14 protein-coding genes and 1 pseudogene are annotated in these 18,312 nt (G+C 42.4%); 6 read left to right on the top strand and 9 right to left on the bottom strand.

The window, feature by feature from the left end; all coding sequences use genetic code 11:
• Nucleotides 1-6 precede the first annotated feature (6 nt).
• From cccB to CSV70_RS12760, 8 genes are all read right to left on the bottom strand, one after another.
• A complete protein-coding gene (cccB, locus tag CSV70_RS12800) occupies nt 7-351 on the bottom strand; it encodes a cytochrome c551 (RefSeq protein WP_085133025.1) in 345 nt (114 codons plus the stop codon).
• Nucleotides 352-805: 454 nt separating this feature from the next.
• Nucleotides 806-1,907, bottom strand: a protein-coding gene (gene prfB / locus CSV70_RS12795) for a peptide chain release factor 2 (protein WP_099628044.1) whose coding sequence is annotated in 2 segments (ribosomal slippage) — nt 806-1,834 and nt 1,836-1,907 — 1,101 coding nt in all. Because the reading frame shifts where the segments join, the coding sequence is not laid out codon by codon here.
• A 33-nt stretch (nt 1,908-1,940) separates the two neighbouring features.
• Nucleotides 1,941-4,439: a preprotein translocase subunit SecA gene (gene secA, locus CSV70_RS12790; RefSeq protein WP_099661168.1), complete on the bottom strand. Its 2,499-nt coding sequence runs from the start codon at nt 4,437-4,439 to the stop codon at nt 1,941-1,943.
• Between the two features lie 941 nt (nt 4,440-5,380).
• On the bottom strand, nt 5,381-5,935 hold the full coding sequence (gene hpf, locus CSV70_RS12780; RefSeq protein ID WP_099627955.1) for a ribosome hibernation-promoting factor, HPF/YfiA family: 555 nt from the start codon (nt 5,933-5,935) through the stop codon (nt 5,381-5,383).
• A 118-nt stretch (nt 5,936-6,053) separates the two neighbouring features.
• Nucleotides 6,054-6,425: a PilZ domain-containing protein gene (locus CSV70_RS12775; protein ID WP_158232428.1), complete on the bottom strand. Its 372-nt coding sequence runs from the start codon at nt 6,423-6,425 to the stop codon at nt 6,054-6,056.
• 67 nt (nt 6,426-6,492) lie between these two features.
• Nucleotides 6,493-6,846, bottom strand: coding sequence for a flagellar protein FliT (gene fliT, locus CSV70_RS12770; RefSeq protein ID WP_085133017.1), 354 nt, complete (start codon nt 6,844-6,846; stop codon nt 6,493-6,495).
• Nucleotides 6,843-7,244, bottom strand: a complete 402-nt coding sequence (gene fliS, locus CSV70_RS12765) for a flagellar export chaperone FliS (RefSeq protein WP_085133016.1) — start codon at nt 7,242-7,244, stop codon at nt 6,843-6,845. The genes fliT and fliS overlap by 4 nt, the downstream gene beginning before the upstream one ends.
• 32 nt (nt 7,245-7,276) lie before the next feature.
• On the bottom strand, nt 7,277-8,818 hold the full coding sequence (locus CSV70_RS12760; RefSeq protein WP_099661166.1) for a flagellar hook-associated protein 2: 1,542 nt from the start codon (nt 8,816-8,818) through the stop codon (nt 7,277-7,279).
• A 448-nt stretch (nt 8,819-9,266) separates the two neighbouring features.
• On the opposite strand from CSV70_RS12760, the gene CSV70_RS12755 reads away from it, so the two are divergent.
• The 5 genes and pseudogenes from CSV70_RS12755 (at nt 9,267) to CSV70_RS12735 (ending at nt 15,344) form a co-directional block, all read left to right on the top strand.
• Nucleotides 9,267-11,234, top strand: coding sequence for a methyl-accepting chemotaxis protein (locus CSV70_RS12755; protein ID WP_099661165.1), 1,968 nt, complete (start codon nt 9,267-9,269; stop codon nt 11,232-11,234).
• Nucleotides 11,235-11,347: 113 nt separating this feature from the next.
• Nucleotides 11,348-11,476: a YjcZ family sporulation protein gene (locus CSV70_RS12750; RefSeq protein WP_085133013.1), complete on the top strand. Its 129-nt coding sequence runs from the start codon at nt 11,348-11,350 to the stop codon at nt 11,474-11,476.
• Nucleotides 11,477-11,586: 110 nt separating this feature from the next.
• Nucleotides 11,587-11,664 (top strand): annotated as a pseudogene (locus CSV70_RS16945) (YjcZ family sporulation protein); the annotation flags it as partial.
• Between the two features lie 139 nt (nt 11,665-11,803).
• Nucleotides 11,804-13,786: a methyl-accepting chemotaxis protein gene (locus tag CSV70_RS12740; RefSeq protein ID WP_099661164.1), complete on the top strand. Its 1,983-nt coding sequence runs from the start codon at nt 11,804-11,806 to the stop codon at nt 13,784-13,786.
• Nucleotides 13,787-14,831: 1,045 nt separating this feature from the next.
• Nucleotides 14,832-15,344 carry a sigma-70 family RNA polymerase sigma factor gene (locus CSV70_RS12735; RefSeq protein WP_099629346.1) on the top strand — a complete coding sequence of 171 codons (513 nt, stop codon included), beginning with the start codon at nt 14,832-14,834 and terminating at the stop codon, nt 15,342-15,344.
• A 424-nt stretch (nt 15,345-15,768) separates the two neighbouring features.
• Here the strand turns inward: CSV70_RS12735 and CSV70_RS12730 are convergent, their stop codons facing one another.
• On the bottom strand, nt 15,769-16,323 hold the full coding sequence (locus CSV70_RS12730) for a competence protein ComK (RefSeq protein ID WP_085133009.1): 555 nt from the start codon (nt 16,321-16,323) through the stop codon (nt 15,769-15,771).
• 471 nt (nt 16,324-16,794) lie between these two features.
• On the opposite strand from CSV70_RS12730, the gene CSV70_RS12725 reads away from it, so the two are divergent.
• Nucleotides 16,795-18,144: a sigma-54 interaction domain-containing protein gene (locus CSV70_RS12725; RefSeq protein WP_099629347.1), complete on the top strand. Its 1,350-nt coding sequence runs from the start codon at nt 16,795-16,797 to the stop codon at nt 18,142-18,144.
• Nucleotides 18,145-18,312 lie beyond the last annotated feature (168 nt).

Below are 18,312 nucleotides of genomic sequence, written 5' to 3'. Positions count from 1 at the left end.
TTGTTATTATTTCTTTTCAGCTAACCAAGCAGCAACTGCGTCTGCTTCTTCGCCTTTAATAACACCAGGAGGCATAGCGCCTTTACCGTTAACGATCACGTCGTGGATTTCTTCTTCAGAAAGTGTTGCACCGATTTTATCAAGTGCTGGACCTGCTCCACCTTCTAAGTTTCCTCCGTGACATGATGCACAGCTTTGTTGTACAACTGCTTCTGCATCTACATCAGTAGTAGCCGCGCCGTTGTCGTTTGTCGCGTCATTATTTGGTTCTGAAGCGTTATCGTCGCCTCCACCACAAGCGCCGAGAACTAGTGCTGCTCCGAAGAGTGTAGCTAATAGTTTGTTCTTCATGTAATACCCTCCTTTTACTTAATTTTTTCTAACATATAGTAGTATACCAAATATTAATCGATTTATGGTGAATAGAGATCATAAAGTTACAAATTATCCAGGATAATCGTGTATTTTGTCTATTTCATCCCATAAAAAGACGCTTTGGTAGTAAGTACATATATAGTATTGACCAAATATCCGGTTAGTAAACATTACATTTTGTCACATGATCAAAATGGCGAGGAAATTTACGGTCTCCCACGTAATTTGGGATGAATAAAGATCACTCTTTGTCACAGTCTGTAATATTGTAATGTCTTTGTAATATTCAAACGACAAATGTGACAAAAGTTCACATATGTGCACAAGGCAACTAGTTTATCCTTCACTACATATGCATATGAGCTACTCTGTAAAAAAAACAGCCGAACGAAGTCATGAAAAACTGACTTGCTCGGCTGCCTTTCTATGATTAAGAAATTCTCGAACGTAAATATGCATTGATAAATTGATCGATCTCGCCATCCATCACAGAACTCACGTTACCTGTCTCCTCATTCGTACGGTGATCTTTCACCATAGAATAGGGATGGAAAACATACGAACGAATTTGACTGCCCCAACCAATTTCCTTCTGCTCGCCACGGATATCCGCTAAACGTGCTTCCTCTTCTTCCACGCGAATCTGGTAAATCTTCGCTTTCAAAAGATTCATCGCACGCTCCCGGTTCTTAATTTGTGAACGTTCCGTTTGACACGTAACAATCGCACCCGTTGGAATGTGAGTCATACGTACAGCGGAATCCGTCGTGTTGACGTGCTGTCCGCCGGCACCGCTTGAACGGTACGTATCAATTTTGATATCTTCCGTCTTCAAATCCAATTCGATGTCGCCGTCAAACTCCGGCATGACTTCAATGGAAGAGAAGGATGTATGACGTCTACCTGAAGAGTCAAATGGAGAGATCCGAACGAGTCGGTGCACACCTTTCTCCGCTTTCAAGTAGCCATATGCATTATGCCCTTTAATTCCGAGTGTGACAGATTTCACGCCCGCTTCGTCACCTGCTTGATAATCGAGAGTTTCGACTTTAAAGCCGTGGTGCTCAGCCCAGCGTGTATACATACGAAGCAACATCGATGCCCAGTCTTGGGACTCGGTGCCGCCTGCGCCTGAGTGTATTTCAACTACTGCATTATTTTTATCAAATTCATCGCTCAATAACATTTGAAGATCGAATTGTTCCATCTTCTTTTTGAACTCTTTTAATTCGGAAATGAGATCTTCTTGTAACTCTTCGTCCGCTTCTTCTCGCAAAAGTTCAAGCGTCATTTCCAAATTCTCTTGTGTCTCGTTCAATGCGTTATATTCACCGACAATGTCTTTCAATGCATTCGATTGTGAAATAACTTTCTGAGCCGCGTCCTGGTCATCCCAGAATCCTGGCTCCAACATCATTTCATCTAATTCCTGCATGCTAGCCTCTTTGTTTTCTAAGTCAAAGAGACCCCCTAAAGTCCGCTAATTTCTTAGCTGTTTTGTCGAGATCGTTGCGAACATCGGATAATTCTATCATAATGGTTTCCTCCTGAGTGGTTGTTTCTCTTTATGCTTTGCCGTGGCAGTTCTTGTACTTCTTGCCGCTGCCACACGGACAAGGTTCGTTACGTCCGATATTGACAGTACGTCGGATCGGCTTTTTAGCAACCGGTGCGCCGTCTTCTTTCGGGTTGTTCGCTTGACCTTTTGCTACTTCTTCGCGCTCCAAGTTATTGCGGATTTCTGCCTTCATGACATACTTCGTCGCATCGTTTTCGATGGCAATTAGCATATCTTCAAACATCGCAAATCCTTCTGCCTGGTATTCACGAAGTGGATCACTTTGTCCGTAGGCACGTAAATGAATTCCGTTACGAAGCTGATCCATCGCATCGATATGATCCATCCACTTGGTATCAATCGCACGCAACAAGACCACCTTCTCAAATTCACGCATACGTTCTTCGGACATTTCTTGCTCTTTCTCATTATAGCGCGCAATGACCAATTCGTGAATAAATGTTTGCAACTCTTCTGGTGTTTTACCTTCCAAGTCTTCGATCGTCACAGTATCTTCAGCCAGTAAGTTCGCTTCGAGATAGTCTTTCAAGCCTTTGGAATATACGGTATTGTCTGCAGTGTGGATCGCCACAACGCGTTCAATAACCGAATTCAACATATTCTCAAGAACTGGGCGAATATTTTCTGAGCCAAGAACTTCATTACGCTCTTTGTAAATCACTTCACGTTGCTGACGAAGTACATCATCATACTGTAATAAACGTTTCCGTGAATCAAAGTTATTCCCTTCTACGCGTTTCTGAGCCGATTCCACTGATCGTGACACCATTTTCGACTGGATCGGTGTTTCATCGTCCATACCGAGCTTGGTCATCATCGATTTCATTTGTTCAGAACCGAAACGACGCATTAATTCATCTTCTAATGATAGATAGAATTGCGTAACACCTGGGTCTCCTTGACGCCCTGAACGTCCACGAAGCTGATTATCAATTCGTCGTGACTCATGGCGCTCCGTACCGATGACCGCTAAACCGCCAACGTCTTGGATATGATCACCCAGTTTAATGTCCGTACCACGACCAGCCATGTTGGTTGCGATCGTTACAGCGCCTTTTTTACCGGCGTCTTGAATGATTTCGGCTTCTCGCTCGTGATTTTTCGCGTTCAAGACATTATGCGGAATGCCGTACTTTTTCAAGAAGGCTGAAATGATTTCTGACGTTTCAATCGCTACTGTACCAACTAGCACTGGCTGGCCCTTTTGGTGTCGATCTCTAATATCTTCCGCAACCGCCTTATATTTTCCATCCACGGATGCAAAGATCAAGTCTGGGCGGTCATCACGAGCAATCGGTTGATTGGTCGGAATCGCAATCACGTTCATATTATAGATGTTGCGGAACTCTTCTTCCTCTGTCTTCGCTGTACCCGTCATCCCAGAAAGCTTTTCATACATACGGAAATAGTTCTGGAACGTAATCGTCGCCAATGTCATCGACTCGTTCTGAACTTCAAGTCCTTCTTTCGCTTCAATCGCTTGGTGCAAACCATCGCTATACCGACGGCCTTTCATCAAGCGTCCCGTGAAGGAGTCAACGATGACCACTTCGCCTTCTTCCACAACATAGTCTACGTCATTATGCATACTTACATGCGCTTTTAATGACTGATTGATTGCGTGGTTTAGCGTCACGTGTTGCAGGTCGAATAAGTTATCGATACTAAATGCCTTCTCAGCCGCTTCAATACCTTGTTCTGTTAACACAACACCTTTAGTCGACTCATCAAATGAGTAATCTTCTTCTTTTTTCAGCGTGATCACAAAGCGATTGGCTAATCGATATAATTCCTGTGCTTTCGCTGCTTGCCCGGAGATGATCAGCGGTGTACGTGCTTCATCGACTAAAATGGAGTCCACTTCGTCAATTACGGCGAAATGAAGCGGGCGCTGTACTTTATGTTCATTATAAAGCACCATATTGTCACGCAAATAGTCGAAACCGAGTTCATTGTTCGTGCTGTACGTAATGTCCGCTTCATACGCTTCACGTTTCTCTTCTTTGCTGAGACTGTTCAAGTTCAAGCCTACAGTCATGCCAAGAAACGAATACAACTGCCCCATTTCTTCCGCATCACGGCTAGCCAAGTATTCGTTGACTGTTACTACGTGGACGCCTTTGGCAGTCAGTGCATTCAAATAAACGGCGAGTGTAGAAGTCAACGTCTTCCCCTCACCGGTCTTCATCTCTGCGATATTCCCTTCGTTCAGAGCTGCAGCACCCATGATTTGCACGCGGAACGGATATAACCCGAGTACGCGGCGAGACGCTTCACGTACGACAGCAAACGCTTCAGGTTGCAGTTCTTCAATGGTTTCACCTTGCTGATAGCGCTCTTTGAATTCATCTGTTTTCGCTGTCAGTTGTTCGTCTGACAGTTTTTCCATATCCTCAGCCAATAGTTCTACTTGATCGGCAATTTTCTCAAGTCGTTTTAGGTCACGTTTGTTTGGATCGAACATTTTATTCAATACGCCAAGCATTTATTGTCACATCCTCATAGCTTCATCAATTAGCAGGACGCACCTGCCAGTTGTAAGTTCGTTGTCTAGGTATATTTGAGTCACACTCCATTTTAACATTGTAAAAAGCTAGGTGCAAATGGTGTGCTGTATCTTTTTTCCTAAGTTTGTTTTGGGATGGGTGGACTTAGTGTTGGGGTGGGGATTTACGCTTCAGAGGGGGACGCTTTCCGGAGGGCGTGGCTTGAGCCGCTTCCTTCGCTTCGCTACGTCCAGGGTCTCAAGGCGCACGCTGATCCTCTCGGAGTCGCCCCCTCTTACGCTCCAATCCCTTGCAATGTGAGCGGATGTTACTTTTTGTTGTGCATTAAAGTTAGTGTTGTAATGGGTGTTGAATTTCTGTACTTGAACTGAAATAAGTCCAGACAGAACAATAATTAACACACTATCTACAGTGATTGATCTACGTACCTCCACCATCAACGTAGGATTGAAGCGGAAGCTGGCGGCGACTCTGGGAGGATCAGCGCGAGTTCGAGACCCTGGACAGAAAGCGTCCCCAACTGGAGCTTCCATTCCATCCCCTCACCACTCCACCACTCTTGCTTTTGAACTTAAATGAGTTCCAAGACAACAATAATTAACACACTATCTACAGTGATTGATCTGCGTACCTCCACCATCAACGTAGGATGGAAGCGGAAGCTGGCGGCGACTCTGGGAGGATCAGCGCGAGTTCGAGACCCTGGACAGGTGCCTTAATTTCTGCAAAGTACACAGAAATACGGCAAAGCGAACCCTTCGCTGTTCACTTGGCTCGGGCCGCGCCCTCCAGAAAGCGTCCGCCAGCTGGAGCTTCAATCCCCTCATACTCACCAATTAACCTGCCTAGCTTAAAGTATATATTTTTTATTTAGAATAAAAAACAAGCCCAGCATAAGCTGGACTTGTCTCGTTGCGTATTAGTTAGTTTCAATTAGACCATATTTGCCGTCTTTACGCTTGTAGACAATGTGCGTGCCGTCAGAATCTGCATCTGTGAAGATGAAGAAACTGTGGCCTAGCATGTTCATCTGAAGAATCGCTTCTTCTTGATCCATAGGCTTCAAATCGAACTGCTTTGTACGTACTACGTCGAACTCCGCATCGTCCTCAAGCACTTCGGTATTATTGCTATCAACCGACTGGAAGAAAGCCGCTACACCTTCACGCTCACGTGACTTACGATTAACACGCGTTTTATATTTACGAATTTGACGTTCTAGCTTGTCGACGATTAAATCCACAGCTGCATACATATCGTTGTGACGCTCCTCTGCGCGAAGTGTCAAATTCTTCATTGGAATCGTAATTTCCACTTTTGTTTGCTTATCACTATACACTTTCAAGTTAACATTAGCTGTAGCGTTTACACCTTCTGAAAAGTAACGCTCCAGTTTCTCAACTTTCTTTTCAACGTACTCTCTGATCGCCGGAGTTACCTCGACGTTTTCACCGCGAATATTGAAGTCTAACATATGAACTCCTCCTTTGTTTAAACCCTCACTACCTTACTTCTTCATAGTACCCTTAATATCCTTTCTAAAACGTAAGAAATATGCGGAATTGTAAAGAAACTTCTGATTCATGTGGGTTTTACTCTGTTTCTTTCGCTTTACGGGCATGATGTTTTAATTCCTCGGTGATCAGCGCATCCATTTTCTGCTCTTCCCCAAACTCGAATCCATACTCAAAGCCATATTCAGTTTCTTTTTTCCAAGCCACATTACCTAAAATTTCAATGGGTTGCTTATATATTGTAAATTCCAATTGCAATGCAAGAATTTCTGAACGAACAGGCAAATCGAGATGCGTCACGAACTTCACTCCGCCTGTGCTGATATCCAAAATTTCACAGTGTCCTTCATTGGAAAGGCTTTTCTCTTCATTATTTAATTGAATCCGAAATGTGGCCGGTATGTAGGGATTGAACGAGTAACGAAAGTAGTCATGGCGATTATAACGCATAGGATTATTCCTTTCTGTTGAATACCTATATGTAAAAAAACCGAAAGAGATTCCTCTCTTCCGGTCATCAGTGCTTCGAATCGAAATAAGCACCGTCTTGAGACATCTTACCATATGGATTTACATAGCTATTCATGTTTTCTTTTTTGGCTTGGGCTTCTGAAATATTTGTTCGAATGGTATGTGTGAAGCGTTCCAGACTAGTCTGTACATCTTTCTCTAAACGAATCAATTCCTTACCAAACTCCTCTTCTTCTGCGGTGAAAGGCTGAACGATTTGTGTCTGTAACAGATCACGTTCATTCAGTATCTTGTCTATTTGCTCGATGACTTCATCACGCTTTTCTTCATCTGTTATCTTTACTAGCGCAATCAATTTAAGAGAACGGTCACGCCACATCGTCATGGCAGGTCGGATCATATTTCACTCACGTTCGAGTATTGTTTCGAACGATTGATCTGGATTACTTGTTTCCACGTATCGCGGAACTCTGTAATAATTCCTGCCGCTTCTTCAAACATTGCTGGATCATTTTGGATATTACCATCGATCAATCGACTATTAACGAATTCGTACAGAACAAGCATGTTTTTGGATACGTCATAGGATGTATCCAATGTCAACATCAATTCAGTCACGATTGCTTGTGCTTTTTGAATCGCAATATTTTTTTGCTCTAAATTACCTTTAGCCAGCTCCATCTTCCCTTGCTGAATAAATTTAAGGCATCCGTTATAAAGCATTAAAGTTAGCTCACCAGGCGTTGAAGTCGTCACCGTATTTGTTTGATATGCTGCATAAGGGTTGTTAGTAGCCATGTTCGTCATTCTCCTTTTCTAGCTAAGTTGCATTACATGCCGCCGCCAAGTGCACTCATTAACGCAGCCGACTGGGAATTGGCACGCTGAATTGCTTGCTCCATCGCGTTAAACTGCTTGTAGTAGCGGCTTTCCATCATTTGAAGCTTCGTTTCAAAACGCTCGATTTGTTTGTCCATGTTTTTGAGGGAGCGACCAAGAGCAAAACTATCGTTTACCGCTGTTGAACTACCCGCTTTGACGGTAATCTTTTTTTGAGCTTCTTGTAGTTCATGTCGGTATTGTTGTGCAATTCCGCCCTTTTTAGGATCAGTATTGTTTTTACCGATTAAATCATAGACTGCGTTTGGATTTTCTGAAATTTTGGTACGTAATTTATCTTCATTAATAGTTAGTTTACCGTTATCCAGATAGTTTTTAGAAGTTTCGATACCTAAATCTTTCAGACTGATTTTAATTGGGTTTCCATCTTTGTCAACACTCTTACCATCTTTATCAGTAGTATTTACAGTTGTAGTCATGATTGAGCGTAAATTATTTAGCATTGAAGAAAGTGCTGGATCACCTTTTAAAGTACCACTCATAGCCTTTTCTTCCCATAGCTCAATTTCTTTTTCCTTCATATCCGCTTTTTCTTCAGCTGATAATGGATGGAAGGACTTGAATTGTTTTTCTTTAATTTTACTATTTAGTTTTTCAATCATTTCGTTATAATCATTGACGAATTCTACTACTGAATCAAAGATTTTATCTGTATCGGTTGTTGAATTGAATGTAACAGGCGAAGTCGTCGTCTGTTTAAGTGACACTTCAAATCCATTTATAGTAAATGTGTTAGAAGATCGTGTTGTTTCTAGACCATTAAACGTAAACTCTGCGTCATCACCTTTTGTTAATTTCGGATCATCTTTTCCATTAACACCTTCAACCACATTTAACTTTAATTTATCTACCATAGTGCCTGATAATTCTATTATCCCATCTCCACTATTCTTAGCGCTCAGCGCAATTTTTCCAGACGCTGAATCGTAAAATGCACTGACCCCTGATTTTTCGTTAATATTTTTTAATATTGAATCAATAGTGTCTGAAGCTTCAATTGTAAGATCTGTTACTTTTCCGTCGGGAGATTTTATCTGCAAAGTTTGTTCAGCACCATCAGGAATAATCCCTAACTCTGTTAATGTTTTTGTTTTTATTTGGTCATCGCTTAGATTTTCTTTAGTAACACTATCAGAAAGTACCCCCCCTTGAAGAGTAGCCTGCGTAGCCAATTGTTTCACTTCAATCGTCCCCGAAAAGTCAGAAGTAGAACCTTTCGCTGTAATACTAACCGCTTTATCATCAGACACGCTGACGTTTTTCTTCATATACGTACTTTGCTTCATGACCGTGTCAAATAGCTTATCACTTGATTTTCTCAAGTCCCGGTTCATGGAACGGTAATCGTCCAGTTGCCATTGTGTGTATTGTTTCTTTTGTGTAATTTTATCAAGAGGAATCCGATGCGCTTTCATCATATCTCTGATGATTGATTCTGTATCGATTCCCGATGCCAATCCGCCGATTCTCATCGTGCCTCACACCTTTTTCGTTATATTTTATGATCGATTAATAATCCAATAAAGTCTTTCCTTGCTACGTGTATATTGAGTAATTTTTTGAGCGGTATTTCACGAACTTCCTCTTCTGTTTTCAGCGTACTCACTCTCATATGATGTTTGCACTGGTTGGGTTGCGGGGCTTTCATCAATTCGGTTAATCATACTGATACCCCCGTCTTCAATGAACAATCATTACATATAGTATCGGATTGAAATACGCGATGTTGAGTGTAACGCCAGTTTTTCTTCTATAGATTCATAGCGGATTTATTTTTTAGTTGTTGATGACGGATTAAATTTTTTGCTACTTCTTTCTTATATGAATAAATATTTTCAACGTTATGAAAATCAGACTATTAGAACAGTCGAAAGTAATGTATGATAAGGACAATCCATAAGAGTAAAGGAGCATACATCCATGTTTCATTCCATCAAAACGAAAATGATTCTTCTTGTCCTCGTCATAGTTGCTGGCGGAGTCTTGACCATGACAGGAATTAGTAGCTGGTTAGTGAAAGAACGCACAGAGAAAAACCTGACAGAATCGAGTAGCACGCTACTAACTGAAATAAGTGCGTCCATTGAAGCGGATTTGCGGCAATACAGTAAAGGGTTAGAGTTGCTGACCGATTCATCTGATTATACGAATGCAACCGCCACAACAGGCGGAGCAGAAGTCGTGAAAGCACTCACTCACACATTGGATACATATCCAGACGTATCTAGTACATATCTTAGCTTTGCGACCAAAGAAACGATGATTCGTCCTTACGTGGATTTGACAGAGTTTGATCCGACTGAACGTGAATGGTATCAACAGGCGGTAGCAGAAACGGAACAAGTACATTGGACCAAACCGTATATTGACGAAGCGACGGGTAATTTTGTCATTAGTGCTTCAAAAGCCGTGATGAATGGCGATAAACTTGTTGGTGTGGCGGGAATTGATATTCAATTATCCACCATGTCCGAAGGTATCTCGGCGACAACTATCCCCCACGGCGGTTATGCATTCATTCTCGATTCAGAAGGTACGGCTATCGCCCACCCTTCACTCGTCGGAGAGAATGTTATGGATCGTGATTATGTAGCTGACATGTACAAAGAGCCAGCTGGCCACCATACATTTGAGCAAGAAGGCGTCAAAAAAGTAGATATGTTCACGACGATTCCGAACTTCGACTGGAAACTCGGTGTCATCTATGATCAGAAAAATATGCAATCTCTCGCAACGGGTTTACGAAGCGTCATGATCATTGCGGCTGTCGTGACATTGACGTTACTGGCCATCATTCTATTCATTTTCATCAGTCGACTACTGAAGCCGATTTTCCGTTTACAAGAAACCGTGCAACAAGTAGCGGACGGTGATTTAACGGTTAGGGCGAACTTCCATTCCACAGATGAAATTGGAGAACTGGCTGCAGGTTTTGATAAGATGCTGGACCAAATGAACAGTTTAATCACAACCGTTACGCATTCCGCATCGAATGTACTGGCGAGTTCCCAAAACTTGAGTGCAGTATCTGAAGAAACGAATGCGACAAGTGAAGAAATCGCAAGCGCTTTGGCAGAAATCACTAGAGGCGTTGTCGAGTCTGCGGAAAATGCGGAAACCGTGACGACTCGTGCGGAGTTATTGAATCAGCAAATTCAAGAAGCCAATGATACAGCCAGCGAAATGGCGAGCTTGGCAACAGAAGCTGTCACATTCAACGCAAAAGGTCGCGCGCAAATGAGTATTTTAAACTCTTCTTTCAATAACTGGAATCAAGACTTGCATCAAATGGGCGGCATGATTGGCTCATTAGAAGATAAAGTGAAAGCGATCAGTTCCGTCATTGACGCCATCACATCGATCTCTTCCCAAACGAATTTACTCGCGTTAAATGCCAGTATTGAAGCAGCGAGGGCCGGTGAACACGGTAAAGGCTTTGCAGTAGTAGCAAACGAAGTCCGTCAATTAGCGGAACAATCCGCGAGATCTGCTGAACAAGTACGTTCTACCATTCATGAACTACAAAACGGCACGCAGCATGTCATCGAGCAAATGGACAATACGCGGAATACGTTCGAACGCCAAAGCACAGTCGTACAAGATACGGAAGGAATTTTCGAGAGTATTTCCAGTTTCATTGGCGATATGCAATCTCGCATTCATCAAGTCACTACTGCTCTTCAAGAAATGGATACCCATAAAAACGATGTATCTACGCAAATTCAAATTTTACTATCTACAACAGAAGAATCGGCAGCTGCTTGTGAAGAAGTGAGCGCTTCTTCTGATGAACAACTCCACGCAATCGGCTCTGTTGCCGAAGCGGCCGAAGCCTTGACGCAGTTGAGTGAAGATCTTAGTACTGCCGTGGAACGATTCAAAATCTAACAAGATCCGCCTTTCCTTTTTGAAGGATTGGCGGATTTTTTTATAAAAGCCAAGGCACTCTGAGAATCTCTGCATAGAATAAGGGTAGTTCCACATTTGGAGGTGAAATCATTATGGGAGAATCAGTTAAAGGATCTGGATACGGCGGCGGTTATGAAGGCGGCTTCGGCTTTTCAATGATCGTTGTTCTGTTTATCTTATTGATCATTGTCGGTGCAGGATTTATGGGTTACGGTTGCTAATTACTTAAAAAAATGGAGGTGGAGACATGTTTGGATTCGGTGGATATGGACACGGTGGTGGCGGTTACGGAGGATCTGGTTGTGATACTGGTGGATCGTACGGCTCATGCGGTTCTTCGGGTAACGGATTCGCATTGATTGTTGTACTATTTATCTTACTGATTATTGTAGGCGCCGCTTGCCTATAAGACGTGAAGAAGAAACCTGTCGATTTTTCGACAGGTTTCTTCACTTTTCTTTATAAAACGATGAACATATAGGAAATTTAGCCGATATGAAATTAGGTACAATATAGCATCACACATCTTAGGAGGAGTTGAACACCCCGTGTTACGGTCAATTAAAACAAAAATCATCTTAACTGCTATGATTTTATTCATTCTAGGCATCGCATTAATGACCTTAATGACGAATGAACAAGCGAAGAAACAATCGATAGCCAACGCCATTGATTCGAGTGATGCCATCATCAATGAAATGAGTTTTGGAATTTATCACTTTTTGGACAAGTATGAAAAAGGATTGGCATTGTTGGCAACGACCGATCAAATAACTAAATTTACCGGAGAAAACGGTAAAGAAGTATCTGTTAAGGAACTAGAGGAACATCTCGATAATTTCTTGCCCATGTATACAAGTGCAGATGCCATCTATTATTCATTGCCATCTAAATTTACAGTCTTAAAACCGGATGGTGATTTGACGGGTTATAATCCGACGACGAGAAACTGGTATAGATTAGCACAAGAAAATCCAGACGAAGTGCAATGGACGGAACCGTATTTAGATGATACAACCAATCAGTTTGTCATCACTGCTTCGAAAGCTATTATGAAGGATGGTACGTTTATCGGTGCTCTTGGACTGGATATTGAACTGAGCGCTCTGACAGACGAAATAGCGAGCCGTGATATCGGGTATAACGGGTATCCTGTGTTAATCGACGATCAAGGGCTGGCGATCGTTCATCCTTCCAAATCAGGAACCGATGTAACAAACGAAGCCCATTTCAAAAAAATGTATGATGCGGATAGTGGTGTAATCCAATATACCGACGATCAAGGGATTGATAAGCGCAATATCTATACGACGATTCCCGACTTAAACTGGAAAATTGGCGCAGTTTATGAAGAAAGCGATCTTGGCGCTATCGCGCGTTCATTACGCAACTCCATGTTAATCATTGCACTTGTGACGTTGATTCTCACATCCGTCGGTCTATTCATTACCATCAGCCGTATGTTAAAGCCACTCGATACAGTCAAAGAGTTGATGGCCAAAGTGTCTGACGGAGATCTGACAGTACGTTCAGATAACCAGAGTGCCGATGAAATTGGTGTACTGAGTCGTGACTTCAATCATATGGTGCAAAATATGAACGAAATCATCACAGTCGTCCATACATCAGCAGACAATGTCCGATCGAATTCCGAAAGCTTAAGTGCCGTATCAGAAGAAACGAGTGCAGCAAGCAATGAAGTCGCAATGGCTGTCGGAGAAATTGCACAAGGTGCCGCGAAATCTGCAGAAGATGCAGAAATTGTGACAGAACGCATCGACCTTCTCAGCCAGGAAATCAATGAAATTCGAGAAAAATCGCAAGTGATGCTGGATATTGCTACTCAAACCGGTATTCAAAATACCAATGGTCAGCAACAAATGCATGCACTGAAGACTTCCTTTACAACTACAGGTAAAACGCTAGAAGAGATGTCCACCGACATTGATTCACTCGCAATTAAGGTACAAGCAATCGGTAGTGTCATGGAAACGATCATGAACATTTCAAAACAAACCAACCTCTTGGCACTAAACGCAAGCATTGAAGCGGCAAGAGCGGGAGAGCACGGCAAAGGATTCGCCGTCGTGGCAGAAGAAGTACGCACACTGGCTGAACAATCCGCACGTGCCACAGACGATGTCAAAGTTACAATTGAAGAATTACAAAAAGGATCACATATCGTATCGGAACAAATGCAACAAACGATCCACACATTCCGCGACCAAGGCGTAGTCGTCGAAGATACAGAAAATACGTTTGAAGAACTATCTTCACTCATGGATACGATGCAAGAATCCATCCATCTGGTATCCGATGAAATTCAATTAATCGCTACGCATAAGGATGACGTGTCCTTAACGGTTGAAACCATGTCCGCCACATCACAAGAAACTGCAGCGGCTTGCGAAGAAGTCAGCGCATCCTCAGAAGAACAACTTCGCGCCATCCAATCGGTAACAGAAGCTGCCGAAACATTGACTGAACTGAGCGAGAAGCTATCAGAAGTCATTGCACAATTTAAAATGTAACAGGTTTTAGAGAAGATCCCCGTCACGGGGATCTTCTCTTTTTTGTGCGCGCTTTATTGGGCTTGGTGTCCGATCATAGTTAGTGCGTGAGCGCTCTATTGAACTTGGTATCCGATCATACTCAGTGCGTGAGCGCTCTATCAAACATATCCGATCATACTCAGTGCGTGCGCGCTCTATTGGACATGCTATCCGATCATACCCAATGCGCGAACGCTCTATTAAACACGATTTCCGATCATACTCAGTGCGTGAGCGCTCTATTGAACTTGGTATCCGATCATACTCAGTGCGTAAGCGCTCTATCAAACATATCCGATCATACTCAGTGCGTGCGCGCTCTATCAAACACCGTATCCGATCATACTAAACCCGCGAGCGCTCTATTAAACACCGTATCCGATCATACTAAACCCGCGAGCGCTCTATTAAACACCGTATCCGATCATACCCAGTGCGTGACCGCTCTATCAAACATATCCGATCATAGTTAGTGCGTGAGCGCTCTATTGAACTTGGTATCCGATCATACTTTGTGCGGGGGCGCTCTATTGAACTTGGTATCCGATCATACCCAGTGCGCGAGCGCTCTATCAAACATATCCGATCATACTCAACGCGCGAGCGCTCTATCAAACACGATTTCCGATCATACTCAACGCGCGAGCGCTCTATCAAACACCGTATCCGCTCATACTCAACCCGCGAGCGCTCTATCAAACACCGTATCCGATCATACCCAACCCACGAGCGCTCTATCAAACACCAAATCCGCTCATACTCAACCCACGAGCGCTCTATCAAACACCAAATCCGCTCACACCCAACGCATAACCGCTCTATCAAACACCCCATCCACTAACAAAAAAACAACCACCCCCACCAACTTCATCCAATAAAACCACTTCCTTTCCACCCCCAAAAGCATACGCTTCTCCCCAACCAAAACTACTTTATGACGATTCGATATCCCTTTTAAAACTTTCTATTATATAAATACCCAGGGAATACAAAGTGTCGTGCACGACCTGAAGAGGTCACATTTATGGAAAGCAGACAGAATGAAAACTTTGAACACGTAATGGAACAATACGAACCGATGATCTCAGCCGTCATCAGAAAACTAAACATCTATCGTGATTTTGACAACTTCCGTCAAACCGGACGCATCGCCCTATTTCATGCATGGACACGCTTTGATGAAACCAAAGGAAATTTCACGCCGTTCGCCTATCGTTCCATCTACGGTGCGATGCTCGACGACTTAAAAAAAGAAAGTCGATTCAGCGAAGTCAACACATCAGTCGAAAGCGAAACCTTAGAACACCTAACACAAAACAACTTCACCGAAGACCCTAACAACGAATTACACGAAATCATCACCGCACTCCAGACTAATGAACGCGAACTGCTAATCAATCTATATGTAGAAAACAAAACCCAAGCTGAATGCGCCACCCACTTCGGTATTTCGGTTTCAGGAATTAAAAAACGTCGGGAAAAACTACTAATGAAATTAAAAGACCAACTAACGACCAAACGTAATTTAGAAATATAAACAAAAGCAAGAGCTGCCCATTTGGGTAGCTCTTGCTTTTGTCTCTATACATTTTATTATATTAGCTGACGATTCCAGTTGGACGTAAATGAAAGGCAGCGCTTCACGTTACGTCAACCCTTCCACTTGCGAAACCCACGACGTTGCGCAAAACGCGCGCAAGACGAACAAACTTTAATCTTCTTATCATTCGGCAAATAATACCCCTGATAAACAGACGTCCGCTTCTTACAATATTCACACTTCGGCTTAAAGAAATCAAACAACATACTCTTCCCCCCTGACCGCTCATGAACAGAGTTCCCAACCAAACGATTCATTAGTACATTGATTATACCACCCAACTATCAAAACAGTGAACATTTCACAATCCATTCGACAGAAAAAGCGCTCCTCCAAAGAGGAACGCTATGTATACATCTATTTACTCATCCGTAATCTCATAATTGCCACGCTTGTGATTCTTTCGGATCAAATACGTCTTATACTCTTTCCTATCACCGAGCGCCATCTGCGTGAACCTTGCTGTCAATCCATTCTTTAACATACACGTTCGCTGGTATCTTTTCTGGAACACCGAATAACTACAGTTCACAGTGAAAACATTGCCATCACGGAATATCACTTTTGTATGGCCTTTATCGAACGGTAAGAATGTCAAGATTTGTGACAATGAAAACCACACGCATTCAGTACTCGAAGGTGAATTACTTGGAAATAAATATATATCCAATCGCTCATTCACCATCACAGGTGTCATATGGATTCTCCCCATTAACGCCTTGCCCCCATCGATCCCGCCGCGCAAACTAGTCCCGTAAAACTGCATGCTCAAGTCCACTACTTCAGTTGGACTTTTGTCCACTCGTACAAAATCACCGTCTTTCAGTAACACCGCACATAACTTTCCCACGTCATCATAATACGGAAATACCATACTCGTCCCCGGTGAAATCACTGACTTTGTTTCTTCATCCATGCCCCATTATCCCCCTTTTTGTAGAAACTCCTTTCGATTAGTAGGATAAAGGGGTATACTAGCGATATGTTGGTATACACCAGCTATTAAATCCTCGAGTCTGTCTCCCACGACATGAAGCACTCGGGGATTTTCTTTATCCACTACGTGACGCATTCAATTCTCACCTCCTTTCAGACATATACATTAACGCACTAAAAAACAGGCCAATAAATATAGCTTTAATTATCGACCTGCATTCATTCATTTGTAAATATAGTAAGCGTTTACATAGCTATTTGCGCATAAAGTACCTGTCTTATAGACAAGTATATAGTACTATATGGATTTCGTCTATATTAATTTCCAGTATTCTGAATTTATTGTTGAATCGCTGTATCATTTGCCATATTATGTATTTAAATGATGGCTCTCTAGAAGTATTGCCTATAATGTTGATGGAAAATAAAATAGGATAGGACGGTGTATTTTTTGAATCGCTTAATTACTAATCTCCCCGAATATGTGCTAAATCAAATATTGGAAAATGCGTTTCAATGGTTCGTTGTAGTGGACCAAGATGCCAAAATTATCTATATGAATCAAGACTATTGTAAATTTCTTCACATTGAACAACGCGATACTATAGGCCGTCCTGTGAATGAAGTGATTGAAAACACCCGCATGCACGAAGTGGTGAAATCTGGAGAAGAACATATTGCCTCTCCTCATTATATTAAAGGAACGTATATGCTGGCGAATCGAATACCAATTAGAGTGGATGGTGAAGTGGTCGGCGCATTCGGCAGCGTAGTGTTCCGAGATCTACACGACTGGCATCATCTAAGCTCTCATGTAAAACAGACGTTAGAGAAAATTCATATGGGGGAAGTGGCGCAAGTGCCTAACTCCTATCAAATGACGGATATAAAAGGCTCTTCAGCCAGTATTCTTTCCATTAAAGAGACTATTCATATGATCGCTCCGAGTGATTTGCCTGTGCTTATCCAAGGTGAAAGCGGAACTGGGAAAACCTTGTTCGCTCATAGTATCCACCAATTATCGAATCGCTCAGATGAGCCGTTAATTACAGTGAACTGTGCGGCAATACCACCTGATTTATTGGAAACCGAATTGTTTGGTCAAGGAAGTACGAGTGATCGAAAAAGCAGAATTCAACTAGCTGACGGTGGCACTTTGTTTATAGATGATATCGGTAGCCTGCCCTTACCTGTTCAAGTGAAGCTTCTTCGATTATTGAATGACGGCGTAGTCGAATCATTGAATTCGCATCAGGCAGAACCGGTAAATGTCCGGATTATCGCTTCTTCTAGCCAACCATTAACTGAACTCATTGAAATGAATCAATTCCGAACCGATCTCTATTACCGTATCCAAGCGATTACGCTAAATGTGCCACCACTGCGTGAACGAATGGAAGATTTCTCTGAGATTATCAGTTTCATATTCCATAAGACCATTCGTCAGACAGGAAAAAGAAGCTTGGAGTTTTCGAAAGAGACATTGGACTACTTGAACGCGTACCGATGGCCAGGCAATATACGTGAACTTCAACATGTCATTCAGGCGGCGGTTTATTTAACAAGCGGTGATACGATTACACCGGATGCCTTGCCGCCACAAGTTAAACAGCGCAAGATGAACTATTCCCCTAGCTCACGAACACTTGCCGAATCACTAGAAGAAGTGGAACGAACCATTCTTCTTGATACGTTAGCACAATTTCCGAATAAAAAAGAAGCCGCCGTTATACTCGGTTTAAGTAAAAGTACGTTATATGAGAAATTAAAAAAATATGAGATAGGACCTACTTTCCGATAAAGTGGAATTCATTCCGATATTCCGGACTAGTCTCCTATTATTTCACTACCAGAATTCCTGAAATCCGGAATTATTTTCAGCCATAAACATGTAAACGTTGCTATGTAGCGGTTTGCATGTTTTTTTGTTTTCTGTTTAAATACATGAAAGCGCTTCACTTGTAACAAT

It is taken from the genome of Sporosarcina sp. P25 (assembly GCF_002743235.1).
GTDB lineage: Bacteria > Bacillota > Bacilli > Bacillales_A > Planococcaceae > Sporosarcina > Sporosarcina ureae_B.
Note: the sequence above shows the minus strand (reverse complement) of the source record. Positions and strands in the feature narration are given on the sequence as shown.

Coding starts and splice junctions, on each gene's coding strand:
- cccB (WP_085133025.1), bottom strand. CDS start 351: ATGAAGAACAAACTATTAGCTACACTCTTCGGAGCAGCACTAGTTCTC.
- secA (WP_099661168.1), bottom strand. CDS start 4,439: ATGCTTGGCGTATTGAATAAAATGTTCGATCCAAACAAACGTGACCTA.
- hpf (WP_099627955.1), bottom strand. CDS start 5,935: ATGTTAGACTTCAATATTCGCGGTGAAAACGTCGAGGTAACTCCGGCG.
- CSV70_RS12775 (WP_158232428.1), bottom strand. CDS start 6,425: ATGCGTTATAATCGCCATGACTACTTTCGTTACTCGTTCAATCCCTAC.
- fliT (WP_085133017.1), bottom strand. CDS start 6,846: ATGATCCGACCTGCCATGACGATGTGGCGTGACCGTTCTCTTAAATTG.
- fliS (WP_085133016.1), bottom strand. CDS start 7,244: ATGGCTACTAACAACCCTTATGCAGCATATCAAACAAATACGGTGACG.
- CSV70_RS12760 (WP_099661166.1), bottom strand. CDS start 8,818: ATGAGAATCGGCGGATTGGCATCGGGAATCGATACAGAATCAATCATC.
- CSV70_RS12755 (WP_099661165.1), top strand. CDS start 9,267: ATGTTTCATTCCATCAAAACGAAAATGATTCTTCTTGTCCTCGTCATA.
- CSV70_RS12750 (WP_085133013.1), top strand. CDS start 11,348: ATGGGAGAATCAGTTAAAGGATCTGGATACGGCGGCGGTTATGAAGGC.
- CSV70_RS12735 (WP_099629346.1), top strand. CDS start 14,832: ATGGAAAGCAGACAGAATGAAAACTTTGAACACGTAATGGAACAATAC.
- CSV70_RS12730 (WP_085133009.1), bottom strand. CDS start 16,323: ATGGATGAAGAAACAAAGTCAGTGATTTCACCGGGGACGAGTATGGTA.